A 26,356-nucleotide genomic window follows, 5' to 3' on the forward strand; every position below is an offset into this window, starting at 1 on the left:
TTAAGTTCCATTACCACCAGATTTCAGCCTGGGCACCGACAGCAAACTGGTCGTCTTTATTGTCTTCAAAGGTGAAGCCATCCAGTTCATTTTCCAGAGCTTTGATATACGTAGCGTAGAAACGAATTTCCGGGCGCGAGGTCAACATACTGGTATTGACTTTAAAGGTATGGAAGAGCGTGGTTTTATAACCAGATTCATTATATTTATTGCTATTCGCATCTTTGTTTTGCTGGGTGAAATAGCCCAGTTCAACACCTGTCTGGTTATATTGGTCCCAAATATAGGCCGGGCGAACAACCGCACGAATAGATTCGAAATCAGAATGTGCGCCTGTTTCGTAGCTATAAATATCGTTACCGAAGGAGTAAACAATCGCGTTAGCCACAATAAAATGATCGCCGATATAAGCTTCGCCCTGCGAAGTCAGACGAACTGCAGTTCCGCCTGTATGATCACCATAATAACGACCATTAAAGGTAGTAAATGGACTTGCACCAGCATAACGACCAAAGTTACTGGCGATAGAGTTATTCGCAACCAGGAAGGAGAATTCGTTGAAGCCACCCTTATCAAATTTCTGCGTTAAAGATGTACCAAACATCCAGGTATCTTTCCAGTCATAATACCCGTTATTATCCTGATTATCTTTTTCCGATGCGCTTTCATTTGCTGAGACATAACGACCGCTCACCATTAAGGTGGCTTTATCCCATAACGGGATATCTTTATAGCGTAAATCAATGGTATTGGTATTAATCTGCTGTTTGTTTTGCAGGCTGCGATCGTAATCATCGACATCTTCACGAACCAGCGCGATATCAATTTTACCCGGACCGACTTTCCAGTTTTCCAGACCTACACCTGCGGCAGCATCGGTACGCTGCGTTTTCCAGTCAAGCATCTGGATTTCAATTTTCGGCGCACCGTGTTTACCCACCCAGAAATCAGCCTCTGGCGCAAAGGGCAGGAAACCTTTGGTGGTAACATACATATCAGAGAACTGCATAAAGTTCTCGCCACCGGCGTTATCGCCAAACCAGCCAGTAGAGTACTGCTGACCCACGTTACCATCCATCATCACGATGGCATCAACCCGTTTGCCGTTTTCGTTGTAGACACGTTGTTTTAACTGCAAATCAAACCAGCCGGAGTATTCGTTACCAAAGCGGCCCAGAGAACCAATTGCCCATGATTTAGGTGAACCATGAGAGGCTGTTCCCCAACCAGAACGGTAGTAGCCGTTGTAACTAAAGCCGATTTCATCTTTCACAAATTTACTGAAATCTTTCAGAGTCATGGAAGAATAAATCGAGCCTGTCTCACTGGCATTTTTCTCTTCATTTTTAACCAGTACAGCATCAGGCTTTGCGGCACGACTGGTCGGGAATGGATTGGCGGCATACCCTTGATCATTCGTACTTACGCTACGATTCACCGTCGCTGGCGTATACTTTTTCTTCTCTTCATCTTTATATTTTTTCAGTTCGCTTTGCGTTTCTCTTAACGCCTTTTCTAATAGCTCAAGGCGTTGTTCCACTGTTAATGATTCAGCCAATGATTGTGCGGAAAAGGCTAACGGTGCCATTAATAAGATGGCAGAGGTAATAATATTTCGTCTAAACATAATATCCCTTTATGGTGCAAAGAAAGAATTAACGCATCGCATCCAGACTGTTCTGAATGCGACGATATTTAAGGTGCTTTATTGGTTATTTTTTTAATGATAGCCCCCGAGTTTTGATCACTTCTGCATACCATTCGAAGCTTTTCTTGCGCGTTCTTGTGAGGCTTCCTTCACCATTATCATCACGATCCACATAAATAAAGCCGTAGCGCTTAGACATTTGTGAATGAGATGCACTGACTAAATCAATTGGCCCCCAACTGGTGTACCCCATAATATCCACACCATCGGCAATCGCTTCATTTACCTGTACAAGGTGATCGTTTAAATAGGCAATTCGATAATCGTCCTGTATCGAACCATCCACTTCAACGCTGTCTTTTGCGCCTAATCCGTTCTCGACAATAAATAACGGTTTTTGATAACGATCCCAAAGCGTATTTAACAGAATCCGTAATCCAACCGGATCAATTTGCCACCCCCACTCTGAACTTTTCAGATGCGGATTTGGGATCATATTCAGTATGTTGCCCTGCGCATTTTTATTAATGCTTTCGTCGTGGGAAACACAACCGGTCATGTAATAACTAAAAGAGATGAAATCTACGGTATGTTTTAAATCTTCTGCGTCACTTTCAGTCATCTCAATGGTGATATTGTGGTCGCGGAAGAAACGCTGCATATAGCCGGGATACTGACCACGCGCCTGAACATCACCAAAGAACATCCAGCGCCGGTTCTCTTCCATGGCCTGCAACATATCCTGTGGCTGGCAGGTGAGGGGGTAAACCAGCCCACCGAGAAGCATATTGCCAATTTTCGCTTCGGGGATCAGGCTATGACAGGCTTTAACTGCCCGCGCACTGGCAACCAGTTGATGATGGATCGCCTGATAAACTTCCGCCTCGCCACTCTCTTCTGCCAGCCCCACGCCCGTGAATGGCGCGTGTAATGACATGTTGATTTCATTAAATGTCAGCCATAACGCAACTTTATGTTGGTAGCGGGTAAAGGCCGTGCGTGCGTAATGCTCGAAGTGATCGATGACCGCCCGATTAGCCCAACCGCCGTAGTTTTTCACCAGCCCATATGGCATTTCGTAATGGGATAACGTTACCAGCGGCTTGATCCCCGCCTGCGCCATTTCATCAAACAGCCGCTCGTAAAATGCTAACCCCGCTTCATTCGGTTCGGCTTCATCGCCCTGAGGAAAAATTCGCGCCCAGGCAATGGAAATACGCAGACAGGTGAAGCCCATCTCGGCAAATAACGCGATATCTTCCGGGTAACGGTGATAAAAATCGATGGCGACATCTTTGATATTCTCTTTCCCCAGGATGCGCGGTTCCATTTTTCCCATTACGCCATGAGGCTGTAAATCTGAGGTCGTGATCCCTTTGCCATCTTCCTGCCAGGCGCCTTCCATCTGATTGGCAGCTGTTGCACCACCCCAAAGAAATGTTTCTGGAAATGCTTTCATAATTAACTCCTTTTATCGTTAGCGAATGATGGATAACAGCGGCTCACCAGCGTTTATCTGCGCCGTGCCGTGGGGTAATACGTCCGTAAAATCATCGCTATTACTGATTAATACCGGCGTCGTCAGATCAAATCCGGCCTCGCGAATAGCAGGGATATCAAAAGAAATCAGCCGATCGCCTGTATTGACCTTGTCACCCACGTTGACGTGAGCGGAAAAGAATTTGCCGTCCAGTTTTACGGTGTCGATACCGACATGAATCAGGATCTCCACGCCATCATCTGACTCAATGCCGATGGCATGTAATGTGGCGAACAACGAAGCAATTCGACCCGCCACCGGAGAACGCACTTCACCAACAGAGGGCAGAATGGCAATACCTTTACCCAACAGGCCGCTGGCAAACGTGGTATCAGCGACGTGAATGAGCGGCACAATCTCTCCCGTCATCGGTGAACAGATACCGCCCTGCTCAGGTGTAATAACCTCTGGTGTTTTCTCTTGCTGGGCAACTTGCGCTGACTGACTCTTAGCGGTGATGAAATGAAACATCACCGTACCGACAAATGCGCAACCGATGGCAATGACACCGCCAATAACGCTGGCCCATACGGTGAAATCAATCCCCGTTGACGGGATGGTTTGCATGAAGGTGAAAATACCTGGCAAACCAAAGGAGTAAACTTTCGTTTGCGCGTAGCCAATGATGGTGGCCCCCAATGCCCCACTTATGCAGGCGATAACGAAGGGGTACTTACGCGGCAGATTGACGCCATATACCGCTGGTTCGGTGATACCAAACAAACCTGTCAACGCCGCTGATCCCGCCACCACTTTTTTCTGTGCATCGCGTTCGCAGAGGAAGACGCCGAGCGCCGCCCCGACTTGCGCCATAATGGCGGGCATTAACAGCGGGATCATGGTGTCGTAGCCCAGCACGGTGAAGTTATTGATAATTAAAGGTATCAAACCCCAATGCAGACCGAACATCACAAAGATTTGCCAGAAGCCGCCCATTACCGCGCCTGCAAATGCAGGAACCGCCTGATAAAGCCAGAGATAACCGGCAGCAATCAGTTCACTTATCCAGGTTGATAGCGGCCCCACCAGCAGAAATGTGATGGGCGTGATGACCATCAGACATAGCAAGGGTGTGAAGAAATTTTTGATTGCCGAAGGTAACCACGCATTAAGTCGGCGTTCCAGAATGCTGCACAACCAGGCAGAAAAAATAATGGGAATAACCGATGACGAGTAATTCAACAATGTGACCGGAATACCCAGGAAATCCAGCCCCAGCGCATCCACTTTTTGCCCGTTCTCGAAGGCAGTCAGAATTAATGGATGCACTAACGCTCCGCCAATCACCATGGCAGTAAATGGATTGCCGCCGAAGCGTTTCCCTGCGGTGTAGCCCAGGATTATCGGGAAGAACCAAAACAAGGCATCACTGGCGCTAAATAAAATTAAATAAGTACCACTTTGTTCGGTCGCCCACTGAAAAGTGAGTGCCAGAGCCAACATACCTTTCAGGATCCCGGTTGCCGCCATCAAACCGATCAGAGGCGTAAAAATACCTGAAATAACATAAACAAAGCGGTTTAACAGATTATCTTTATCATCATTTTCCGGTGCCTGTTGCGCTTTTTCGCCAAGGCCTGCCACGCTGTTAACCGCCAGGAAGACATCGGCCACATGGTTACCTATGACAACCTGAAACTGGCCACCGCTTTCCACCACCATAATAATACCGGGGGTCTTTTTCAGTACCTCAGCTTGCGCTTTGCTTTCATCCTTTAACTTAAAACGTAATCGCGTTGCACAATGCATCAGACTCACAATGTTATCTGCGCCCCCGACTCCTGCGACTATTGTTCTGGCTAACTCCGTCATAACTTGCCCTCTACCGCTTTGCGGCAAAACTCCAAAAAAAAACCTGAAAAAAACGGCCTGACGTGAATCAAGCAATTTTTTTCAGGTTTTGCCCGCTTAGTGCGGTAACAATCCTTTATTCAGTAATAATATTTCAGTGTTCTTTGCGCACGCGCTCTATATTTATGGCTAAAAACATAATCTCTGCAGGTGAGATTTTACGTTGATACTGCAAACCAATAAAAATGGCGATCCGCTCCGCACATTGCCATGCTTGCGGGTAATTTTGCTTTACTGCTTGTTGTAATGATTCATCACTATCGTTAATCGATGCATGTTCAAGAATACGCCAGGATAAAAATTTCAGATGCGTAACCAGTCGCTGATAACTCAAGCTTTCTTCCTGGTAATTAAGGCTGAACTGAAATTTTATTAATTGCAGCATTTCTCGCATTAATTGCGTGACACCTGCAACATCCTCCATATTTCCGCTCATTTGGGCACTGACCAGATGCATGGCAATAAAGCCCACTTCATCTTTCGGTAACTGCACGCCCAACCGTTTATCAATAATGGTTAACGCTTCTTCCCCTAGCTGGAACTCTTTCGGGTAAAGTCGCTGGATATCCCACAGCAGCGGGTTGGGCAGTAGCACGTTTTGCTGAAAGCGTTTAATCGCAAACTGGCAATGGTCAGTTAGCGAGATATAAATACTGTCCTGCAACTTTCCCAGACGCTCCTGCGCCAGAGAGATAATACGATCACAGGTTGCCATCACCTCAAGAGGCATATGACTTAAGAGTTCGCTTAATCGCCCGTTCAGTTCATGACTGCTCAAGGCATACTCTTTTTCTATTCCACTTGAGTTAATTCTTTCGCCTGGGCGTTTTTGAAAGCCAATTCCGCGCCCCATGACGACTTTTTCCCGCTGTTGATCATCAATAACCACCACAACATTATTGTTGAGAATTTTGGTGATTTGCATGTTCATAGCAAGGACCTTTTTTATAAACAAAAAAACCCGACTTCACCAGTATTCTCTGGTTATGTCAGGTTTTGCCTGCGAATGCAGTAACAATCCAGTCATTAATTAATGGTTTTTATAACGAACATCCAGGTTCGAAAATTAATTTAGTTGCGTGCAGAGAAAATAGCAATGCTCTATTTATAAAAGTATGACCATGCTCGCAGTTATTAATTTTGTGTAATTTTAGGATTTTATAAAGTTATATATAACAAATCCCAATAATTGAATTATTGGGATTTACTTGGTGAATTATTTATCGCTATCTTTTTCTGCCAGCAGTTTATCGAGCTCGTCACCACCGACATGACGGAAATCCTGCCCCTTCACGTAGTAGAAGATAAACTCACAAATATTCTGGCAGCGGTCGCCAATACGTTCGATAGAACGCGCACAGAATAACGCGGTAAGTACGCTCGGAATGGTACGCGAATCTTCCATCATGTAGGTCATCAGTTGACGAACAATACCTTCGTACTCCTGATCGACTTTTTTATCTTCACGATAAATACGTACCGCTTCGTCAATGTCCATCCGCGCGAACGCGTCCAGCACGTCGTGCAGCATCTGGATGGTATGACGGCCCAGCGACTCCAGACTTACCAGCAATGGCTGATGCTGCTGGGAGAATTTCTCCAGTGCAGTACGGCAGATTTTGTCCGCCACGTCGCCAATACGCTCCAGCTCGGCAATGGTTTTACTGATCACCATAACCAGACGCAGGTCGCTCGCCGTCGGCTGACGTTTGGCGATAATGCGCACGCAGGCTTCATCGATCGCCACTTCCATCATGTTGACGTTCTTGTCGCCTTCGATGACGCGCTTCGCCAGATCGCTGTCCTGGTTATGCATCGCGGTGATCGCATCAGAAAGCTGCTGCTCCACCATGCCGCCCATGGTCATCACCTGCGTGCGGATGCTTTCCAGTTCGGCGTTGAACTGGCCGGAAATATGTTTATTAAGATTGAGACTGTCCATAACGCACTCCTGAATCAACCGTAACGACCGGTGATGTAGTCTTCTGTTTGTTTCTTCGCTGGCTTGGTGAACAGATCGTCCGTGTTGCTGAACTCAATCAATTCGCCCAGGTACATAAACGCCGTGTGGTCGGAACAACGCGCAGCCTGCTGCATGTTGTGGGTGACGATCACCACGGTGTAATCCTGCTTCAGTTCGGTGATCAGCTCTTCAATACGCCCGGTGGAGATGGGGTCGAGCGCCGAACACGGTTCGTCGAGCAGCAGTACTTCCGGGCGAATGGCGATACCACGCGCAATGCACAGACGCTGTTGCTGACCACCAGAGAGAGAGTAACCGCTCTGGTGCAATTTATCTTTGGTTTCGTTCCACAATGCGGCTTTGGTCAATGCCCACTGCACGCGCTCGTCCATGTCAGCACGGGAGAGCTTCTCAAACAGACGCACGCCAAAAGCGATGTTGTCGTAGATGGACATCGGGAACGGCGTCGGTTTCTGGAACACCATACCCACTTTCGCACGCAGCAGGGCGATATCCTGAGAGTTGGTCAGGATGTTGTCGCCATCGAGCAGAATTTCACCTTCCGCACGCTGTTCCGGGTACAGTTCAAACATTTTGTTGAAGGTACGCAGCAGCGTTGATTTACCGCAGCCGGACGGCCCGATAAACGCCGTAACCTGGTTTTTGGCGATATCCAGGTTGATGTTTTTCAGGGCATGGAATTTGCCGTAGTAGAAGTTCAAATTACGAACCTGAATTTTACTCGGGGCAGTTTCAACCATACTCATTGCAATCTTTTCCTCATCGTGCCTGATGCACTTCGCGAATCAGGCTTACCGTAGGCCGGATAAGGCGTTTACGCCGCATCCAGCAAAGTGTTAACCGTGTTTATTCTTCGCAAAAACAACGCGCGCCAGAATGTTCAGCAGCAGTACGCACAGGGTAATGATCAACACCCCGGCCCAGGCCAGTTGCTGCCATTCCGCAAACGGGCTCATCGCAAACTTAAAGATCGTCACCGGCAGGTTGGCGATCGGCTGCATCATGTCCGTGCTCCAGAACTGGTTGGAGAGCGCAGTAAACAGCAGCGGTGCGGTTTCACCAGCAATACGGGCAATCGCCAGCAGGATACCGGTCATGATCCCGGACACCGACGCTTTCAGCGTGATCGAGGCGATCATCTTCCGCTTCGGCGTACCCAGCGCATAAGCCGCTTCACGCAGGCTGTCCGGCACCAGTTTCAGCATGTTCTCGGTGGTGCGGATAACAATCGGCACCTGCAACAGCGCCAGCGCAATCACGCCCGCCCAGCCGGAGAAGTGCTCCATCTGCGCCACCACAATGGTGTAAACAAACAGACCAACCACAATCGACGGCGCAGAGAGCAGAATGTCGTTAATGAAGCGAATCACTTCTGCCAGCCAGGATTTACGACCATATTCAGCCAGGTAAATCCCCGCCATAATGCCCAGCGGCGTACCGAATACGGTAGCCCACAAAATTAACAGGCCGCTACCCGCCAGGGCGTTCGCCAGACCACCGCCTTCCGTATTGGGTGGTGGCGTCATTTCGGTGAACAGCGCCAGCGACATACCGTCGATACCGCGAGTGATGGTGGACATTAAAATCCAGATCAGCCAGAACAGACCGAAGGCCATCGTCGCCATTGAGAGCGTCAGCGCAATACGGTTTTTGAGGCGGCGACGCGCCTGCATTTTGCGGCGGGATTCAGCCAGTGCCGCAGTGGTTTGCATTTCAACCATAGCCATTAGCGTGCCCCCTCATTCTTAGCCAGGCGCATAATCATAAACTTCGATGCGGCGAGGACGATGAAGGTAATCACAAACAGGATCAGGCCCAGTTCCATCAGTGCAGCGACGTGCAGACCGGATTCCGCTTCCGCAAATTCGTTGGCCAGCGCAGAGGTGATACTGTTGCCCGGCATATACAGCGAGGCGCTGTCGAGTTGGTAGGTGTTACCGATGATAAAGGTCACCGCCATGGTTTCACCGAGCGCGCGCCCCAGCCCCAACATAATGCCGCCGATAACACCATTTTTGGTGAACGGAAGAACGATACGCCAGATAACTTCCCAGGTGGTGCAGCCAATACCGTAGGCCGACTCTTTCATCATCACCGGGGTTTGTTCGAATACATCGCGCATTACCGCTGCAATGTACGGAATAATCATGATGGCGAGGATCACGCCTGCCGCGAGGATACCGATACCAAAGGCCGGGCCGGAGAACAGCGCGCCGACAATCGGGATATTCGACATGATATTGCCGACCGGCTCCTGGAAGTAAACGGCGAACAGCGGCGCAAAGATAAACAGGCCCCACATGCCGTAAACGATACTTGGAATGGCAGCCAGCAGCTCAATGGCGATACCCAGCGGGCGTTTCAACCAGCCAGGCGCAAGCTCGGTCAGGAACAGGGCGATACCAAAACTCACCGGGACGGCGATCAGCAGCGCGATAAACGAGGTCACCAGCGTACCGTAGATCGGCACCAGCGCCCCGTAGATATCGTTCGGCGCATCCCACTCTTTGGTCCACAGGAAAGCCAGACCAAATTTCTGAATGCTCGGCCAGGATGAGATGATCAGAGAGACAATAATGCCACCCAACATCAATAGCACAATCAGCGCCGCCAGTTTTACCAGCACGCTGAAAATTATGTCGCCCTTTTTACCCGGTGGGTTAAAAGCAGGCTTGGTTGCAGCCATAAGTTACTCTTCAGTTAAACGCGTTTACAAAGTCATTTTGTAATGCCGGATGCGGCGTAAAACACCGTACCCGGCCTGGAGTTTTATTAGTACAGCGGCTTGCCGCTACTGTCTTTAATATTGGTCTTCCACGCAGCGCGAACCTGTTCAACTACGCTATCCGGCAGGCTGGCGTAATCCAGGTCGTTCGCCTGTTTAGCCCCGGTTTTGTATGCCCAGTCGAAGAACTTCAACACTTCGGTGCCTTGTTCTGGTTTCTTCTGATCTTTATGGATCAGAATGAACGTGGTAGAGGTAATAGGCCATGCATCTTCGCCTTTCTGGTTGGTCAGATCCTGAGCGAATGTTTTGCTCCAGTCTGCGCCTTTTGCTGCATTAGCGAAGTTTTCTTCGGTCGGACTCACCGGTTTGCCATCAGCGGAGATCAGTTTGGTGTACGCCAGGTTGTTCTGCTTCGCGTAAGCATATTCAACGTAACCAATTGCACCCGGCAGACGCTGAACGAACGCGGCGATACCGTCGTTACCTTTACCGCCCAGACCGATCGGCCATTTTACGGTAGAGCCAGTACCAACGTTGTTTTTCCACTCTTCGTTCACTTTCGCCAGGTAGCTGGTGAAGACGAAGGAAGTCCCGGAGCCATCTGCGCGGCGTACTACAGCAATGTTCTGTGAAGGCAGTTTCAGACCCGGATTCAGTTTGGCGATGGCTTCATCATCCCACTTCTTGATTTTGCCCAGGTAGATGTCGCCGAGGGTTTTACCATCCAGCACCAGTTCGCCAGACTTCAGACCTGGAATATTAACCGCCAGCACCACGCCGCCAATCACGGTCGGGAACTGGAACAGGCCTTCCTGAGCCAGTTTTTCGTCAGACAGCGGCGCGTCAGAGGCACCGAAATCAACGGTGTTAGCGATAATCTGTTTTACGCCACCGGAAGAACCGATACCCTGGTAGTTAACTTTATTACCGGTTTCTTTCTGGTAAGTGTCAGCCCATTTGGCATACACCGGCGCAGGGAAGGTTGCACCTGCACCTGTCAGGCTTGCTTCTGCAAACACAGAGAAAGCGCTCATCGATAAGGTCGCGGCGACAACAGTTGCGACGGTGGTACGCATAACTTTCATAATGTCTCCTGGGAGGATTCATAAAGCATTGTTTGTTGGCTACGAGAAGCAAAATAGGACAAACAGGTGACAGTTATATGTAAGGTTTATGACAGTTTTATGACAGAGAGAGAATGTCTTCAGTCCGATTTAAATAAGCGTTTATATTCAGTTAATTACAAATATTAATAACGAAGAGATGACAGAAAAATTTTCATTCTGTGACAGAGAAAAAGTAGCCGAAGATGACGGTTTGTCACATGGAGTTGGCAGGATGTTTGATTAAAAACATAACAGGAAGAAAAATGCCCCGCTTACGCAGGGCATCCATTTATTACTCAACCGTTACCGATTTTGCCAGGTTACGCGGCTGGTCAACGTCGGTGCCTTTGATCAGCGCAACGTGGTAAGCCAGTAGTTGCAGCGGAACGGTGTAGAAGATCGGTGCAATCACCTCTTCCACATGCGGCATCTCAATAATGTGCATATTGTCACTGCTCACAAAACCCGCATCCTGATCGGCGAAGACATACAACTGACCGCCACGCGCGCGAACTTCTTCAATGTTGGATTTCAGTTTTTCCAGCAATTCGTTGTTCGGTGCAACGACGATAACCGGCATATCGGCATCAATCAGCGCCAGCGGACCGTGTTTCAGTTCGCCTGCAGCGTAGGCTTCAGCGTGAATGTAAGAGATCTCTTTCAGCTTCAATGCACCTTCCAGCGCGATTGGGTACTGATCGCCACGGCCCAGGAACAGCGCGTGATGTTTGTCAGAGAAATCTTCTGCCAGCGCTTCAATGCGTTTGTCCTGAGACAGCATCTGCTCAATACGGCTCGGCAGCGCCTGCAGACCATGCACGATGTCATGTTCAATGGAGGCATCCAGACCTTTCAGGCGAGACAGTTTCGCCACCAGCATCAACAGCACAGTTAACTGGGTGGTGAATGCTTTGGTGGAGGCCACGCCAATTTCCGTACCGGCGTTGGTCATCAGCGCCAGATCGGATTCGCGCACCAGAGAAGAACCCGGAACGTTACAGATTGCCAGCGAACCAAGGTAACCCAGCTCTTTCGACAGACGCAGGCCCGCCAGGGTATCCGCGGTTTCGCCAGACTGTGACAAGGTGATCATCAGGCTGTTACGACGCACGGCAGATTTGCGATAGCGGAATTCAGAGGCGATTTCGACGTCGCACGGAATACCTGCCAGCGATTCAAACCAGTAGCGGGAAACCATACCGGAGTTATAAGAAGTACCACAGGCGAGGATCTGAATATGCTCAACCTTCGACAGCAGTTCATCGGCGTTCGGTCCCAGCTCGCTTAAATCAACCTGACCGTGGCTGATGCGCCCGGTAAGGGTGTTTTTGATCGCGTTCGGCTGTTCGTAGATCTCTTTCTGCATGTAGTGGCGGTAAATACCTTTATCGCCCGCGTCATATTGCAGATTGGATTCGATATCCTGACGTTTTACTTCCGCGCCAGTTTTATCGAAGATGTTTACCGAACGGCGAGTGATTTCCGCAATATCGCCCTCTTCAAGGAAGATAAAGCGACGAGTCACTGGCAACAGCGCCAGCTGGTCAGAAGCGATAAAGTTTTCGCCCATACCCAGGCCAATCACCAGCGGACTACCAGAACGTGCCGCCAGCAGGGTATCCGGATGACGGGAGTCCATGATCACTGTACCGTACGCACCACGCAGTTGCGGGATAGCACGCAGAACTGCCTCACGCAGAGTACCGCCTTGTTTCAGCTCCCAGTTCACCAAATGTGCAATCACTTCGGTGTCGGTTTCAGAAACGAAGGTATAGCCACGCGCTTTTAACTCTTCACGCAGCGGTTCATGGTTTTCGATGATGCCGTTATGCACCACCACAATGTGTTCAGAAACATGCGGATGCGCGTTAGCTTCTGAAGGTTCACCGTGGGTCGCCCAGCGAGTGTGAGCAATACCGGTGCCGCCATGCAGAGGATGTTCTTCCGCTGCCTGAGCCAGCATCTGTACTTTACCGAGGCGACGCAGGCGGGTCATATGACCTTCTGCATCAACAACGGCCAGACCGGCAGAATCATATCCGCGGTATTCCAGACGACGTAAACCTTCAAGAAGGATTTCTGCTACATCACGTTGCGCGATCGCGCCAACAATTCCACACATAGTTTTTGATTCCGATTTATATCGTTGTCGGTCAACCTGTATGCCCGTTTTTCGGGCGCCCCGAGCCTTGTAGAGAGTGGGGTTATTTTTATAGTTACTGCTTGTGGGCGGGAGATTATGTTATCTCCTCATCCCATATGACCGGATTACCCGGCCAGAATTACTTTTTCTTTACCGGACGACGCCAGCCTTCTTTTTGAGTCTGCGGCACACGGCTGATCGCCAGGGCATTTTCGCCGACATTACGCGTCACAGTTGTACCCGCAGCAATGGTCGCGCCTTTGCCTACTGTTACCGGGGCCACCAGTTGAGTGTCGGAACCGACAAACACATCGTCGCCGATAATGGTCTTAAATTTATTCGCACCATCGTAGTTGCAGGTAATGGTTCCCGCGCCGATGTTAACGTTATCGCCAATTTCCGCATCGCCCAGGTAAGTCAGATGACCAGCTTTCGAGCCTTTACCCAGACGCGCTTTTTTCATCTCAACGAAGTTACCGACGTGTGCACCTTCCAGCAACTCAGCACCAGGACGCAGACGGGCAAACGGGCCAATAGTACAGGCCGCTGCCAGATTCGCGTCTTCCACGACGGTATATGGACTGATTTCGCAATCATCGCCAATCACGCTGTTTTTAATCACGCAACCGGTGCCGATTTTCACGCGATGACCGAGAGTCACGTTGCCCTCGATGATAACGTTAGTATCAATTTCAACATCGCGCCCGTGAGTAAGCGTACCGCGCAGATCAAAACGCGCCGGATCGCGCAGCATAACACCTGCTAACAGCAGTTTTTCAGCCTGTTCGGACTGGTAAACGCGCTCCAGTCGGGAGAGTTGCAGGCGGTTATTCACGCCTTCTACTTCGCTTAAACGTTGCGGATGAACGGCGACGATTTCACGTCCTTCCTGATACGCCAGCGCAATAATGTCGGTGATGTAGTATTCGCCCTGAGCATTATTGTTGGTCAGCTTCGCCAGCCAGCGTTTCATATCTGCGCCGTTGGCAATCAGAATGCCGGTGTTGATCTCCTGAATCTGACGCTGCTCGTCGGTGGCATCTTTGTGCTCAACAATGCCGGTAACTTTGCCGTTTTCACGGGTGATACGTCCATAACCGGTCGGATCATCCAGTTTTACCGTCAGCAGACCAATGCCACCCTGCGGTTTAGCATCACGCAGACGCTGGAGTGTTTCGACAGAGATCAGCGGCACGTCGCCGTAGAGCATTAAAATGTCTTCATCATCGGCAAAGAAAGGTGCGGCCTGCTGCATCGCATGACCCGTACCCAGCTGTTCTGCCTGAAGCACCCAGTTCAGGTTGTCGTCTTTCAGCGCCTGCTTAAGCAGATCGCCGCCGTGACCATACACAAGGTGAACGTGCGCTGCGCCTAATTCATTCGCAGCATCAATGACATGCTGAACCATCGCTTTCCCGGCAAGGGTATGCAGCACTTTCGGAAGATCGGAATACATGCGCGTGCCTTTGCCTGCGGCAAGGATCACTACGCTCATAGCATTATTCAACATACGCGTCCTGACTGTAATTTGAGAACGAATTTAAACCGCTTCACCTTGAAAAAACTACATTTTTTTCATCGTGAAATGGACAGAGGATAAATTGTTCAATAACGGATTATCCCCGCTGACGAAAGCGCCATTTTCGACCATCGTCACGCCTTTTGTCTGCAGAAAATTAAGGCAGTACCTTCATTTAAGCGTCAGGTGGATGTTTTTGCTCTTATTTCGATCAATGAATAAACGGGAAAACAGGGGTGTTTTATATCATCAGGATCTATGTGAACGCTTTTCAGGACGGGTCAATACGCGTAAAAAAAGCCAGCCTGTTGCCAGACTGGCTTTTGTGCTTTTCAAGCCGGTGTTACATCGCTTTTTTGGTCAACTCGATAACGCGCAGCTGCGCGATCGCTTTGGCCAGTTCCGCAGACGCCTGAGCGTAATCTACGTCGCCGTGAGAGCTGCTAATGTGCTCTTCAGCCTTACGTTTCGCTTCCATGGCTCGCGCTTCGTCGAGATCCTGGCCGCGAATTGCGGTGTCGGCCAGAACGGTCACGTTGCCAGGCTGCACTTCAAGAATGCCGCCAGACAGATAGATAAACTCTTCGTGACCGTGCTGTTTCACGATGCGAATCATACCAGGCTTAATGGCGGTGAGCAGCGGTGCGTGGCCAGGGTAGATCCCCAGTTCACCTTCGCTACCCGTTACCTGGATTTTCTCGACCAGACCAGAGAACATTTGTTGCTCTGCGCTGACGACGTCCAGGTGGTAAGTCATTGCCATATCACCCTCCGATTAAGGCGTTAAAGTTTTTTGGCTTTTTCCACAGCTTCTTCGATGGAACCGACCATGTAGAACGCCTGCTCCGGCAGGTGATCGTATTCGCCTTCCATGATGCCTTTAAAGCCACGGATGGTGTCTTTCAGGGAGACGTATTTACCCGGAGAACCGGTGAATACTTCTGCCACGAAGAACGGCTGGGACAGGAAGCGCTGGATCTTACGAGCACGCGCTACCACCAGTTTGTCTTCTTCAGACAGTTCATCCATACCCAGGATGGCGATAATGTCTTTCAGTTCCTGATAACGTTGCAGGATGGACTGAACGCCACGCGCGGTGTCGTAGTGTTCCTGACCAACCACCAGCGGGTCCAGCTGACGGCTGGTGGAGTCCAGCGGGTCAACGGCCGGGTAGATACCCAGAGACGCGATCTGACGGCTCAGTACCACGGTTGCGTCAAGGTGCGCAAAGGTGGTTGCCGGAGACGGGTCAGTCAAGTCATCCGCAGGTACGTATACTGCCTGTACGGAGGTGATAGAACCGGTTTTGGTGGAGGTGATACGTTCCTGCAGAACGCCCATCTCTTCCGCCAGGGTCGGCTGATAACCTACCGCTGAAGGCATACGGCCCAGCAGTGCGGATACTTCCGTACCGGCCAGGGTGTAACGATAGATGTTGTCAACGAACAGCAGAACGTCACGACCTTCGTCACGGAATTTCTCAGCCATGGTCAGACCGGTCAGAGCAACGCGCAGACGGTTTCCCGGCGGCTCGTTCATCTGGCCATACACCAGGGATACTTTGTCGATAACGTTGGAGTCGGTCATTTCGTGGTAGAAGTCGTTACCCTCACGAGTACGTTCACCTACGCCCGCAAACACAGAGTAACCGGAGTGCTCGATCGCGATGTTACGAATAAGCTCCATCATGTTTACGGTTTTACCTACACCCGCACCACCGAACAGACCAACTTTACCGCCCTTAGCGAACGGACACATCAGGTCGATAACTTTGATACCGGTTTCCAGCAGTTCCTGAGAGTTTGACAGCTCTTCGTAGGAAGGTGCTGCGCGGTGAATCGCCCAACGCTCTTCTTCACCGATCTCGCCTTTCATGTCGACCGGTTCACCCAGTACGTTCATGATACGGCCCAGAGTCGCTTTACCTACCGGGACTTCGATCGGGTGTTCGAGGTCTTTTACATCCAGACCGCGACGCAGACCGTCGGAGGAACCCATTGCGATGGTACGCACGATACCGCCGCCGAGCTGCTGCTGAACTTCCAGCACCAGACGCTCATTACCATTTTGCACCTCAAGAGCATCGTACACGCGCGGTACGGCATCCTGAGGGAATTCGACGTCAACTACGGCGCCGATTACCTGGACAATCTTTCCAGTAGCCATCTTAAATCCTCTACGAAATAACCTGTTTAAACCGCGGCGGCCCCCGAGACGATCTCGGTGAGTTCCTGAGTAATGCTGGCCTGACGAGCTTTGTTGTATACCAACTGCAGCTCTTTAATCAGGCTGCCGCCATTGTCGGTCGCGGCTTTCATCGCCACCATACGGGCGGCCTGCTCGCTGGCCAGGTTTTCAACCACGCCCTGATAAACCTGAGATTCGACATAACGACGCAGCAGGGTATCCAGCAACGCCTTCGGATCGGGTTCGTACAGGTAATCCCAGGATTTATGTTTCAGATCATCATCATCTGATGCCGGTAACGGCAGCAGCTGGCTGATGGTCGGAACCTGAGACATGGTGTTAATAAATTTGTTGCTGACAATGTAAAGCTTGTCCAGACGGCCTTCGTCGTAGGCCTGCAACATCACTTTTACCGGACCGATCAGTTCGGACAGGGAAGGGTTATCCCCCATGCCGGTGACCTGGGCAACAACATTGCCGCCCACGGAGTTGAAGAACGACACGCCTTTCGAGCCGATCATTGCGAGGTCGCATTGAACGCCTTTGTCGGTCCAGGTCTTCATTTCCGCCAGCAGTTTTTTGAACAGGTTAATGTTCAAACCACCGCACAAACCACGGTCGGTCGACACCACCAGGTAGCCCACGCGTTTAACGTCGCGGTCTTCCAGGTAAGGGTGCTTATATTCCAGATTACCGTGTGCAAGGTGACCAATCACTTTGCGCATGGTTTCTGCATAAGGACGGCTGGCCGCCATGCGATCCTGCGATTTACGCATTTTGGAAGCGGCGACCATCTCCATCGCTTTAGTGATCTTTTGCGTGTTCTGGACGCTTGCGATCTTACTACGTATCTCTTTTGCGCCGGCCATGAGCTTCTCCTCAATGCCTTGCGGCCTGCCCTAAGGCAAGCCGCCAGACGTTACCAGGATTGGGTTGCTTTGAAGGAATCGAGGATGCCTTTCAGCTTGCCTTCGATTTCGTCGTTGTAGCCACCGGTCTGGTTGATCTCTTGCATCAACGGAGCGTGATCACGGTCGACGTAAGCCAGCAGAGCGGCTTCGAAGCTGCCGATTTTCGACAGTTCAACATCCGCCAGGTAACCACGTTCTGCTGCGAACAGAACCAGAGACTGTTGCGCAACAGACATCGGCGCATACTGTTTCTGCTTCAGCAGTTCGGTCACTTTCTGACCGTGGTCAAGCTGCTTACGTGTTGCATCGTCAAGGTCGGATGCAAACTGAGAGAACGCTGCCAGTTCACGATACTGTGCCAGAGCGGTACGGATACCACCGGACAGTTTTTTCATGATCTTGGTCTGTGCTGCACCACCAACACGGGATACGGAAATACCCGGGTTAACCGCAGGACGAATACCGGCGTTGAACAGGTTGGTTTCCAGGAAGATCTGACCATCGGTAATGGAGATTACGTTGGTCGGAACGAACGCAGAAACGTCACCCGCCTGAGTTTCGATAATCGGCAGCGCAGTCAGAGAACCGGTTTTCCCTTTCACTTCACCTTTGGTGAAAGCTTCAACGTATTCGGCGTTAACACGCGCAGCACGCTCCAGCAGACGAGAGTGGAGGTAGAATACGTCGCCTGGGAATGCTTCACGTCCTGGCGGACGACGGAGCAGCAGGGAGATCTGACGGTAAGCAACAGCCTGTTTAGACAGGTCATCGTAAATGATCAGCGCATCTTCACCGCGGTCACGGAAGTATTCACCCATTGCGCAACCAGCGTACGGTGCCAGGTATTGCAGTGCTGCGGATTCAGACGCGGTTGCTACCACAACGATGGTGTTAGCCAGTGCGCCGTGCTCTTCCAGTTTACGTACCACGTTAGAAATGGTGGACGCTTTCTGGCCGATAGCGACATAGATACATTTGATACCGGAATCGCGCTGGTTGATGATGGCATCGATAGCCAGTGCGGTTTTACCGGTCTGACGGTCACCGATGATCAATTCACGCTGACCACGACCGATTGGGATCATGGAGTCAACGGCTTTATAACCGGTCTGTACCGGCTGATCTACGGACTGACGTTCGATAACGCCCGGAGCGATTGCTTCTACAGCAGAGAAGCCGTCGTGATCCAGCGGACCTTTACCGTCGATTGGTGCACCCAGAGTGTTAACCACACGGCCCAGCAGGCCACGGCCAACCGGAACTTCCAGGATACGGCCAGTACACTTAACTTTCATGCCTTCGGCAAGGTCAGCGTACGGACCCATAACAACCGCACCTACAGAGTTGCGCTCGAGGTTCAGTGCGATAGCGTAACGGTTACCCGGCAGGGAGATCATTTCACCCTGCATACAATCGGCCAGGCCGTGAATGCGGATAACACCGTCACTTACAGAAACAATAGTACCTTCGTTGTGAGCTTCACTCACAACATTGAACTGAGCAATGCGCTGCTTGATCAGTTCGCTGATTTCGGTGGAATTCAGTTGCATGCTCCAGTCCCCTTAAGACTGCAAGACGTCTGCAAGGCGCTCAAGACGACCGCGTACGCTGCCATCAATGACCATATCACCCGCTCGGATGATAACGCCTGCCATTACAGACTTATCGATTTTGCAATTCAGCTTAACTTTGCGTGACAGACGTTTTTCCATCGCAGCAGAAATTTTCGCGAGCTGTTGTTCACTCAGTGCGGCAGCGGAAATGACGTCTACCTCAGCGGTAGCCTCACTCACGGCACGCAGGTGAATAAACTGCTCCAGAACATCCGGGAGCGCGTTAAGACGACCATTTTCAGCCATTACCCGAATCAGGTTCTGACCGTTTTCGTCCAGTTGCTCACCACAAACTGCGATAAACGACTCGGCGAGCGTTTCTGGCGCAAGCGCGCCAGAGAGAAGCTCTGCCATTTGTTCGTTTTTGGTTACCTCGGCGGCAAACGCCAGCATGTCCTGCCAGCGTTCTACACTTTGGTGTTCGACGGCAAAGTCAAAAGCTGCTTTGGCGTAGGGGCGAGCTACCGTAATAAATTCAGACATCAGCCCCTCCCTCCTTACAGTTCAGCGACAAGTTTATCCACGATGTCGCTGTTAGCAGCTTCATCCACGGAACGTTCGATGATCTTCTCGGCGCCAGCAACAGCCAGGATAGCAACTTGCTTACGCAGCTCTTCACGGGCACGTTTACGCTCGGCTTCAATTTCCGCCTGCGCCTGGGCCACGATTTTAGTACGTTCCTGTTCTGCCTCAGCTTTCGCTTCGTCCAGAATCTGCGAGCGGCGTTTGTTCGCCTGCTCGATGATTACCTGGGCTTCCGCTTTCGCTTTTTTCAGCTGGTCGGTCGCGCTGGCCTTTGCAAGGTCAAGGTCCTTATGTGCTCGTTCTGCGGAAGCAAGGCCGTCAGCAATTTCTTTTTGACGTTTTTCGATGGCTGCCATTAATGGCGGCCATACGTACTTCATGCAGAACAGAACGAACAGGACAAACGCGATGGCCTGGCCGAGGATTGTTGCGTTAAGATTCACAGCACAATGCCTCTATTTAGTTAACGTTCTGATATTGCTCTTTAAATAAAAGCAACGCTTACTACGCGACAGCGAACATCACGTACAGACCCAGACCTACAGCGATCATCGGGATAGCATCCACCAGACCCATAACGATAAAGAACTGAGTACGCAGCAGAGGAATCAGATCAGGTTGACGCGCTGCGCCTTCCAGGAATTTACCCCCGAGGATGCCGATACCGATCGCAGCACCGATTGCCGCCAGACCCATCATCACAGCGGCAGCCATGTACAGCAGATCCATATTCAGGTTTTCCATGACAGTCTCCAGTTTGTTTCAGTTAAAACGTAGTAGTGTTGGTAAATTAATGTTCTTCAGACGCCATCGACAGATAGACGATCGTCAGAACCATGAAGATGAAGGCTTGCAGCGTAATGATCAGGATGTGGAAAATGGCCCACGGCACATTCAGGATCCACTGTGACCACCACGGCAACAGACCAGCAATCAGAATGAAAATCAGCTCACCGGCATACATGTTACCGAACAGTCGCAAACCGAGTGAAACTGGTTTGGACAGCAGGCTTACCCCTTCAAGGATTAAGTTGACAGGAATGAACGCCCAGTGATTGAACGGCTGCAGCGTCAACTCTTTCGTGAAGCCGCCGATGCCTTTCATTTTGATGCTGTAGAACAGAATCAGGATAAATACGCCCAGTGCCATAGACAGCGTTACGTTCACGTCAGCAGACGGAACCACACGCAGTGCAGGCAGACCCAGTACATGTTCAGCAATGTACGGCAGCAGGTCGATAGGCAGTAAATCCATCAGGTTCATCAGGAATACCCAGACGAAGATCGTCAGGGCCAGCGGAGCAATCAGCTTGCTTTTGCCATGGTACATGTCTTTCACGCTACCATTAACAAAGCCGATCACCAGCTCAATCGCGGTCTGAAACTTACCTGGCACGCCGCTGGTTGCCTTTTTGGCTACACTACGGAATAAAACCAGGAACAACAGACCCAGCACCACCGAGAAGAACATGGAGTCAATATTGATTGTCCAGAAGGTGGCTGGGGGGTTATGTGGATCCACCAGCGAGAATGTACGCAGGTCCAGCTGAAGGTTATTCAGGTGGTGTCCTATGTAATCCTGCGGCGTCATATTTTCTGAAGCCATGATGCCTTTTACCCTTTGTTGTTAATTACAGCCGGTGCCAGTATCTGAACCACCAGCACCAAAACCCACGTAACGATCAGCGGCAAGAATACCGCCTTTAAAACCGCCAACGCCACCACCAGTAACACCAACATCGCCAGAACTTTGAAAGCTTCGCCAAATGCGAATGTCCAGGCCACCCGGCCTTTCGCTGGTGTATGCGCCTGGTGACGCCAGGCAAATATCATAAACAAAACGTTAGGCAGAAAGACTGCCAGGCCCCCGCTTATTGCAGAGACGCCCCAGAAGGGGTCTTTGAGGCTGAACAGCAATCCACTTGCTATCACCACCAGTAACTGAACGAGCAGAAGCTTCCGAGCAACGTTTCGACTCACGAGCGACACAGACATCACGTTTTTCACTCCTGCTCCCTTCGAGGTATGCCGCGTGTCGTATAAAACTTTCTTTAAGGCTTAGAGTCAAGCATCAAAAAGCGGTCAAATTATACGGTGCGCCCCCGTGATTTCAAACAATAAGTAGCCAAAAGGTGAATAAATGTTTAAATATTTTTCCAGTGCATACAATTGCGACTTTTCTGCAAACCCTGTTCGATCATGAAAAACTGTAAATAACGCGTAAACACTGGTGATAAAGCGTGCTTCAGATCACATATTGCGCATGTTCGCGCACAGCATATTTATTTACTTGGCAAATGATGCCTTTGCAAGTTTATGATATTTCAGTCTAAAAACAGATACTGTTTTAATAAATGACATTTACATAACAAAAACCACCCATTGACATTTTTAATAATGTTTTAACAGTCAATGATGATTCTTAGCGCCGATTTTTAGCAGACTGATATTTTCACTTATGACTTATTTTCTGCTTACCAAAAAAAGCCACGTTATCTTGTTGATACAAAAGAGTGAACGTGGCGTTAAATGTAACCAGTTATATCAGTAGAAAACCTGGTTGTTGTTAACAGTCTAACCGGTCAATTTTTTATGATTTTTTTGATAAAAATTAAATTTTATTTGCTTTAATCACCACCAGATGACGTTCGCCATCCAGGGCTGGAACCTGAAGTTTAACCACTGATTCGACCTGATATTCTTCGGGCAACAAAGCGATTTCATCTTCCGGCATTTGCCCTTTCAGCGCGTAGAAACGGCCTTGCTCACCAGGAAGATGGTGGCACCAGCTCACCATATCGTTCAGAGAGGCAAAAGCGCGGCTAATTACGCCATCAAATGGCGGCTCTGACGGAAACTCTTCTACCCTGCTCTGTACTGGCTCAATATTCTCCAGTTTAAGCTCATGTTGCACCTGACGAAGGAAACGCACGCGTTTACCAAGGCTATCCAACAACGTGAAATGAGCTTCAGGACGCACGATAGAGAGTGGAATGCCAGGCAGTCCCGGTCCGGTGCCGACATCGATAAACTGTTCACCTTGCAGATACGGTGCCACCACAATGCTATCGAGAATATGGCGTACCAGCATCTCATTAGGATCGCGGACCGAAGTCAGGTTGTACGCTTTATTCCATTTATGCAGCATATTCACGTAGGCAATAAGCTGGTTTTTCTGGTGATCGGTAAGCGAAATACCTGCGTCTTTCAGCAGTAAGGAGAGTTTGTTGAGCACGGTGATTACCTGTTCTTGATGCGTTGCCTGGTAAGCGGGTGCTTACCAGGCATTTTTAATGCGTTATGCGCTACGACGCAGCATACCCTGTTTTTTCAGCCACACCAGCAGAATGGAGATAGCCGCAGGCGTGACGCCAGAAATACGCGAAGCCTGGCCAATAGAGGCCGGTTTGTGATCGTTAAGTTTGGCGATCACTTCGTTAGAAAGACCGGATACCTGGCGGTAATCCAGCGTCGCTGGTAGCAGGGTATTCTCGTTACGCAGCTGCTTTTCGATCTCATCTTGCTGGCGCGCGATATAACCTTCGTATTTAACCTGAATCTCAACCTGTTCCGCAGCCTGTTCATCTGTCAACGCAGGGGCAAACGGTGTCAGCGTGGTTAATTTTTCATAAGTCATTTCAGGACGACGTAGCAGATCTTCACCACTGGCTTCACGGGAAAGCGGCGCAGTCAGGTGAGCATTCACTTCGGCTGCAGCTTCCGCCGACGGGGTTACCCAGGTCGATTTCAGACGCTGACGCTCACGCTCGATATTCTCAAGTTTCTCGTTAAAGCGCGCCCAACGTTCGTCATCCACCAGGCCCAGTTCGCGACCGATTTCAGTCAAACGCAGATCAGCATTATCTTCGCGCAGCATCAGACGATATTCTGCGCGCGAGGTAAACATACGATACGGTTCTTTGGTTCCTAAAGTGCACAGGTCATCAACCAGTACGCCGAGATATGCCTGAGAACGCGCCGGAGCCCAACCTTCTTTGTCAGCAGACAGACGGGCAGCGTTAAGACCAGCCAGCAAACCTTGCGCAGCGGCTTCTTCGTAACCGGTAGTGCCGTTAATCTGACCAGCAAAGAACAGCCCCTGGATAAACTTGCTCTCCAGCGTCGGTTTCAGGTCGCGTGGATCGAAGAAGTCATACTCAATGGCATAACCCGGACGCACGATCTTCGCGTTTTCCATCCCCTGCATGGAGCGGACGATTTGCATCTGCACATCGAACGGCAGGCTGGTGGAGATACCGTTCGGATAAATTTCGTTAGAGGTCAGCCCTTCCGGTTCAAGGAAGATCTGATGCTGATTTCTGTCGGCGAAGCGCATGACTTTGTCTTCGATCGACGGGCAGTAGCGTGGGCCGACACCTTCGATCACCCCTGCGTACATTGGGCTACGATCGAGGTTACTGCGGATCACATCATGGGTTTTCTCGTTGGTATGAGTGATATAACACGGCACCTGCTGGGGATGCTGGGACGCATTGCCCATAAACGAGAATACTGGCATTGGGTTATCGCCATGCTGTTGCGCCAGTACGCTAAAGTCGATGGTTCGAGCATCAATACGCGGTGGTGTCCCGGTTTTCAGACGACCAACGCGCAGCGGCAGTTCACGCAAACGGCGAGAAAGCGGAATGGACGGCGGATCACCAGCACGGCCACCGCTGTAATTATCCAGACCGATATGAATTTTACCGTCGAGGAACGTCCCAACGGTGAGCACGACAGCTTTGGCACGGAACTTCAGTCCCATTTGGGTAACGGCACCGACCACGCGATCGTTTTCGACAATAAGATCTTCAACTGCCTGCTGGAAGATCATCAGGTTCGGTTGGTTCTCCAGCGCCGTACGTACCGCCTGACGGTAGAGCACACGATCTGCCTGAGCTCGGGTAGCGCGAACCGCCGGTCCCTTGCTTGCGTTTAGTATCCTAAACTGGATACCCGCCTGATCGATCGCTTTCGCCATCAGACCGCCGAGTGCATCCACTTCTTTTACCAGATGTCCCTTCCCAATACCGCCGATCGCCGGGTTGCAGCTCATCTGCCCCAGAGTGTCGATATTGTGTGTCAAAAGCAGAGTCTGTTGACCCATACGCGCCGCGGCCATCGCGGCCTCGGTGCCTGCATGACCCCCGCCAATGATGATGACGTCAAAAGGATCCGGATAAAACATGGTGATTGCCTCGCATAACGCGGTATGAAAATGGATTGAAGCCCGGGCCGTGGATTCTACTCAACTTTGTCGGCTTGAGAAAGACCTGGGATCCTGGGTATTAAAAAGAAGATCTATTTATTTAGAGATCTGTTCTATTGTGATCTCTTATTAGGATCGCACTGCCCTGTGGATAACAAGGATCCGGCTTTTAAGATCAACAACCTGGAAAGGATCATTAACTGTGAATGATCGGTGATCCTGGACAGTATAAGCTGGGATCAGAATGAGGGGTTATACACAACTCAAAAACTGAACAACCGTTGTTCTTTGGATAACTACCGGTTGATCCAAGCTTCCTGACAGAGTTATCCACAGTGGATCGCACGATCTGTATACTTATTTGAGTAAATTAATCCACGATCCCAGCCATTCTTCTGCCGGATCTTCCGGAATGTCGTGATCAAGAATGTTGATCTTCAGTGTTTCGCCCGTCTGTTTTGCACCGGAATTTTTGAGTTCAGCCTCGAGTTTATCAATAGCCCCACAAAAGGTGTCATATTCACGACTACCAATACCGATTGCGCCAAAGCGGACCGCAGAAAGATCGGGCTTCTGTTCCTGCAATGCTTCATAGAAAGGAGAAAGGTTGTCCGGAATATCTCCGGCACCGTGGGTGGAGCTGATAACCAGCCAGATCCCCGAGGCAGATAAATCTTCCAACAGCGGACCGTGCAGCGTTTCGGTGGTAAAACCCGCCTCTTCCAGCTTTTCAGCCAGGTGTTCTGCTACATATTCGGCACCGCCGAGGGTGCTGCCGCTGATAAGAGTGATATCTGCCATAAACCGCCACCTTTATTAAGAGTGGCGTATTGTACGCTGTGAAAGCGTTGGGATCTACCTGTGGAAAAGTATGGGATTAAAAAAGCCGATCAGGGCTTAATGGTACGCATGATCGGGTTCTGCAGGACGATCAGTGTCTCGGTGGACTGAATTTCATCAATTGTTTGGATCTTGTTGATAAGTACATGCTGGAGAGCATCGATCGAACGGCACATCACTTTTATAAAGATGCTGTAGTGGCCGGTTGTGTAATAGGCTTCAGTGACTTCATCGAGGCTTTCCAGCTTTGCCAGCGCGGAAGGATAGTCTTTGGCGCTCTTTAATATAATGCCGATAAAGCAGCCTACGTCATAACCAAGCTGCTTCGGGCTGACATCAATACGCGCCCCGGTAATGATCCCCGCCTGCTTCATTTTCTCTACTCGAACGTGAATCGTCCCCGGACTGACGCCAAATTGTTTCGCCAGTTCGGCGTAAGCGGTGCGCGCATTGCCCATTAATGCTTCCAGGATGCCACGGTCCAGATTGTCGATTAGATAATTTTCCATAGGATTTTCTTATGCGGATTGATGATTCATTCTATTTTAGCCT

The 26,356-nt window shown here is 50.3% G+C and carries 24 protein-coding genes; all 24 read right to left on the reverse strand.

The features are described from left to right. Window positions 1-10: 10 nt before the first annotated feature. The 24 genes from bglH to asnC all read right to left on the reverse strand — a co-directional run bounded on the left by bglH (window position 11) and on the right by asnC (window position 26,313). Complete coding sequence (gene bglH, locus C4F37_RS07190; RefSeq protein ID WP_000489815.1) at window positions 11-1,627, reverse strand: carbohydrate-specific porin BglH; 1,617 nt, start codon at window positions 1,625-1,627, stop codon at window positions 11-13. Between the two features lie 85 nt (window positions 1,628-1,712). Next, complete coding sequence (bglB, locus tag C4F37_RS07195; RefSeq protein WP_001557149.1) at window positions 1,713-3,107, reverse strand: 6-phospho-beta-glucosidase BglB; 1,395 nt, start codon at window positions 3,105-3,107, stop codon at window positions 1,713-1,715. An 18-nt stretch (window positions 3,108-3,125) separates the two neighbouring features. Further along, window positions 3,126-5,000, reverse strand: a complete 1,875-nt coding sequence (bglF, locus tag C4F37_RS07200; RefSeq protein WP_001318143.1) for a PTS beta-glucoside transporter subunit IIABC — start codon at window positions 4,998-5,000, stop codon at window positions 3,126-3,128. Between the two features lie 133 nt (window positions 5,001-5,133). Beyond that, window positions 5,134-5,970, reverse strand: coding sequence for a transcriptional antiterminator BglG (gene bglG / locus C4F37_RS07205; RefSeq protein WP_001312208.1), 837 nt, complete (start codon window positions 5,968-5,970; stop codon window positions 5,134-5,136). Window positions 5,971-6,255: 285 nt separating this feature from the next. Then, entirely contained in the window at window positions 6,256-6,981 is a 726-nt protein-coding gene (phoU, locus tag C4F37_RS07210) for a phosphate signaling complex protein PhoU (RefSeq protein ID WP_000377784.1), read from the reverse strand. Window positions 6,982-6,995: 14 nt separating this feature from the next. Then, window positions 6,996-7,769 (reverse strand): phosphate ABC transporter ATP-binding protein PstB, encoded by a 774-nt coding sequence (pstB, locus tag C4F37_RS07215; protein WP_000063125.1) that lies wholly within the window; start codon window positions 7,767-7,769, stop codon window positions 6,996-6,998. A gap of 90 nt (window positions 7,770-7,859) precedes the next feature. After that, on the reverse strand, window positions 7,860-8,750 hold the full coding sequence (pstA, locus tag C4F37_RS07220) for a phosphate ABC transporter permease PstA (RefSeq protein WP_001540141.1): 891 nt from the start codon (window positions 8,748-8,750) through the stop codon (window positions 7,860-7,862). Continuing rightward, window positions 8,750-9,709 (reverse strand): phosphate ABC transporter permease PstC, encoded by a 960-nt coding sequence (pstC, locus tag C4F37_RS07225; protein WP_000741620.1) that lies wholly within the window; start codon window positions 9,707-9,709, stop codon window positions 8,750-8,752. The genes pstA and pstC overlap by 1 nt, the downstream gene beginning before the upstream one ends. Window positions 9,710-9,795: 86 nt before the next feature. Beyond that, entirely contained in the window at window positions 9,796-10,836 is a 1,041-nt protein-coding gene (gene pstS / locus C4F37_RS07230; RefSeq protein WP_000867146.1) for a phosphate ABC transporter substrate-binding protein PstS, read from the reverse strand. 313 nt (window positions 10,837-11,149) lie between these two features. After that, window positions 11,150-12,979, reverse strand: coding sequence for a glutamine--fructose-6-phosphate transaminase (isomerizing) (gene glmS / locus C4F37_RS07235; RefSeq protein WP_000334086.1), 1,830 nt, complete (start codon window positions 12,977-12,979; stop codon window positions 11,150-11,152). A gap of 160 nt (window positions 12,980-13,139) precedes the next feature. Then, window positions 13,140-14,510 carry a bifunctional UDP-N-acetylglucosamine diphosphorylase/glucosamine-1-phosphate N-acetyltransferase GlmU gene (glmU, locus tag C4F37_RS07240; protein ID WP_000933736.1) on the reverse strand — a complete coding sequence of 457 codons (1,371 nt, stop codon included), beginning with the start codon at window positions 14,508-14,510 and terminating at the stop codon, window positions 13,140-13,142. Window positions 14,511-14,862: 352 nt separating this feature from the next. Beyond that, a complete protein-coding gene (locus C4F37_RS07245) occupies window positions 14,863-15,282 on the reverse strand; it encodes a F0F1 ATP synthase subunit epsilon (protein WP_001251965.1) in 420 nt (139 codons plus the stop codon). A 20-nt stretch (window positions 15,283-15,302) separates the two neighbouring features. Then, a complete protein-coding gene (atpD, locus tag C4F37_RS07250; protein ID WP_000190506.1) occupies window positions 15,303-16,685 on the reverse strand; it encodes a F0F1 ATP synthase subunit beta in 1,383 nt (460 codons plus the stop codon). Window positions 16,686-16,711: 26 nt separating this feature from the next. Beyond that, complete coding sequence (gene atpG, locus C4F37_RS07255; RefSeq protein WP_000896498.1) at window positions 16,712-17,575, reverse strand: F0F1 ATP synthase subunit gamma; 864 nt, start codon at window positions 17,573-17,575, stop codon at window positions 16,712-16,714. Between the two features lie 50 nt (window positions 17,576-17,625). Continuing rightward, window positions 17,626-19,167 carry a F0F1 ATP synthase subunit alpha gene (gene atpA / locus C4F37_RS07260; RefSeq protein ID WP_106106705.1) on the reverse strand — a complete coding sequence of 514 codons (1,542 nt, stop codon included), beginning with the start codon at window positions 19,165-19,167 and terminating at the stop codon, window positions 17,626-17,628. A 12-nt stretch (window positions 19,168-19,179) separates the two neighbouring features. Then, window positions 19,180-19,713: a F0F1 ATP synthase subunit delta gene (atpH, locus tag C4F37_RS07265; RefSeq protein ID WP_001288587.1), complete on the reverse strand. Its 534-nt coding sequence runs from the start codon at window positions 19,711-19,713 to the stop codon at window positions 19,180-19,182. 14 nt (window positions 19,714-19,727) lie between these two features. After that, a complete protein-coding gene (gene atpF / locus C4F37_RS07270; RefSeq protein WP_001052219.1) occupies window positions 19,728-20,198 on the reverse strand; it encodes a F0F1 ATP synthase subunit B in 471 nt (156 codons plus the stop codon). 61 nt (window positions 20,199-20,259) lie between these two features. Then, window positions 20,260-20,499 carry a F0F1 ATP synthase subunit C gene (atpE, locus tag C4F37_RS07275; protein ID WP_000429386.1) on the reverse strand — a complete coding sequence of 80 codons (240 nt, stop codon included), beginning with the start codon at window positions 20,497-20,499 and terminating at the stop codon, window positions 20,260-20,262. A 46-nt stretch (window positions 20,500-20,545) separates the two neighbouring features. Continuing rightward, window positions 20,546-21,361: a F0F1 ATP synthase subunit A gene (atpB, locus tag C4F37_RS07280; protein ID WP_000135618.1), complete on the reverse strand. Its 816-nt coding sequence runs from the start codon at window positions 21,359-21,361 to the stop codon at window positions 20,546-20,548. Between the two features lie 8 nt (window positions 21,362-21,369). Next, window positions 21,370-21,750, reverse strand: a complete 381-nt coding sequence (gene atpI, locus C4F37_RS07285; RefSeq protein ID WP_000116695.1) for a F0F1 ATP synthase subunit I — start codon at window positions 21,748-21,750, stop codon at window positions 21,370-21,372. Between the two features lie 616 nt (window positions 21,751-22,366). Continuing rightward, the gene (gene rsmG / locus C4F37_RS07290) at window positions 22,367-22,990 is read right to left on the reverse strand and encodes a 16S rRNA (guanine(527)-N(7))-methyltransferase RsmG (protein WP_001774084.1); all 624 of its coding nucleotides are present in this window, start codon (window positions 22,988-22,990) and stop codon (window positions 22,367-22,369) included. Between the two features lie 63 nt (window positions 22,991-23,053). Further along, entirely contained in the window at window positions 23,054-24,943 is a 1,890-nt protein-coding gene (gene mnmG / locus C4F37_RS07295; RefSeq protein WP_000499788.1) for a tRNA uridine-5-carboxymethylaminomethyl(34) synthesis enzyme MnmG, read from the reverse strand. Between the two features lie 378 nt (window positions 24,944-25,321). Next, on the reverse strand, window positions 25,322-25,765 hold the full coding sequence (gene mioC / locus C4F37_RS07300; RefSeq protein ID WP_000763742.1) for an FMN-binding protein MioC: 444 nt from the start codon (window positions 25,763-25,765) through the stop codon (window positions 25,322-25,324). Between the two features lie 89 nt (window positions 25,766-25,854). Beyond that, window positions 25,855-26,313, reverse strand: a complete 459-nt coding sequence (gene asnC, locus C4F37_RS07305) for a transcriptional regulator AsnC (protein WP_000432970.1) — start codon at window positions 26,311-26,313, stop codon at window positions 25,855-25,857. Window positions 26,314-26,356: the final 43 nt, after the last annotated feature.

This window comes from Escherichia sp. R1, from assembly GCF_003000935.1.
GTDB lineage: Bacteria > Pseudomonadota > Gammaproteobacteria > Enterobacterales > Enterobacteriaceae > Escherichia > Escherichia coli.

Coding starts and splice junctions, on each gene's coding strand:
- phoU (WP_000377784.1), bottom strand. CDS start 6,981: ATGGACAGTCTCAATCTTAATAAACATATTTCCGGCCAGTTCAACGCC.
- bglH (WP_000489815.1), bottom strand. CDS start 1,627: ATGTTTAGACGAAATATTATTACCTCTGCCATCTTATTAATGGCACCG.
- mnmG (WP_000499788.1), bottom strand. CDS start 24,943: ATGTTTTATCCGGATCCTTTTGACGTCATCATCATTGGCGGGGGTCAT.
- atpE (WP_000429386.1), bottom strand. CDS start 20,499: ATGGAAAACCTGAATATGGATCTGCTGTACATGGCTGCCGCTGTGATG.
- atpB (WP_000135618.1), bottom strand. CDS start 21,361: ATGGCTTCAGAAAATATGACGCCGCAGGATTACATAGGACACCACCTG.
- glmS (WP_000334086.1), bottom strand. CDS start 12,979: ATGTGTGGAATTGTTGGCGCGATCGCGCAACGTGATGTAGCAGAAATC.
- atpH (WP_001288587.1), bottom strand. CDS start 19,713: ATGTCTGAATTTATTACGGTAGCTCGCCCCTACGCCAAAGCAGCTTTT.
- pstB (WP_000063125.1), bottom strand. CDS start 7,769: ATGAGTATGGTTGAAACTGCCCCGAGTAAAATTCAGGTTCGTAATTTG.
- pstC (WP_000741620.1), bottom strand. CDS start 9,709: ATGGCTGCAACCAAGCCTGCTTTTAACCCACCGGGTAAAAAGGGCGAC.
- atpI (WP_000116695.1), bottom strand. CDS start 21,750: ATGTCTGTGTCGCTCGTGAGTCGAAACGTTGCTCGGAAGCTTCTGCTC.
- mioC (WP_000763742.1), bottom strand. CDS start 25,765: ATGGCAGATATCACTCTTATCAGCGGCAGCACCCTCGGCGGTGCCGAA.
- C4F37_RS07245 (WP_001251965.1), bottom strand. CDS start 15,282: ATGGCAATGACTTACCACCTGGACGTCGTCAGCGCAGAGCAACAAATG.
- bglB (WP_001557149.1), bottom strand. CDS start 3,107: ATGAAAGCATTTCCAGAAACATTTCTTTGGGGTGGTGCAACAGCTGCC.
- pstA (WP_001540141.1), bottom strand. CDS start 8,750: ATGGCTATGGTTGAAATGCAAACCACTGCGGCACTGGCTGAATCCCGC.
- glmU (WP_000933736.1), bottom strand. CDS start 14,510: ATGTTGAATAATGCTATGAGCGTAGTGATCCTTGCCGCAGGCAAAGGC.
- pstS (WP_000867146.1), bottom strand. CDS start 10,836: ATGAAAGTTATGCGTACCACCGTCGCAACTGTTGTCGCCGCGACCTTA.
- bglG (WP_001312208.1), bottom strand. CDS start 5,970: ATGAACATGCAAATCACCAAAATTCTCAACAATAATGTTGTGGTGGTT.
- bglF (WP_001318143.1), bottom strand. CDS start 5,000: ATGACGGAGTTAGCCAGAACAATAGTCGCAGGAGTCGGGGGCGCAGAT.
- asnC (WP_000432970.1), bottom strand. CDS start 26,313: ATGGAAAATTATCTAATCGACAATCTGGACCGTGGCATCCTGGAAGCA.
- atpD (WP_000190506.1), bottom strand. CDS start 16,685: ATGGCTACTGGAAAGATTGTCCAGGTAATCGGCGCCGTAGTTGACGTC.
- atpA (WP_106106705.1), bottom strand. CDS start 19,167: ATGCAACTGAATTCCACCGAAATCAGCGAACTGATCAAGCAGCGCATT.
- atpG (WP_000896498.1), bottom strand. CDS start 17,575: ATGGCCGGCGCAAAAGAGATACGTAGTAAGATCGCAAGCGTCCAGAAC.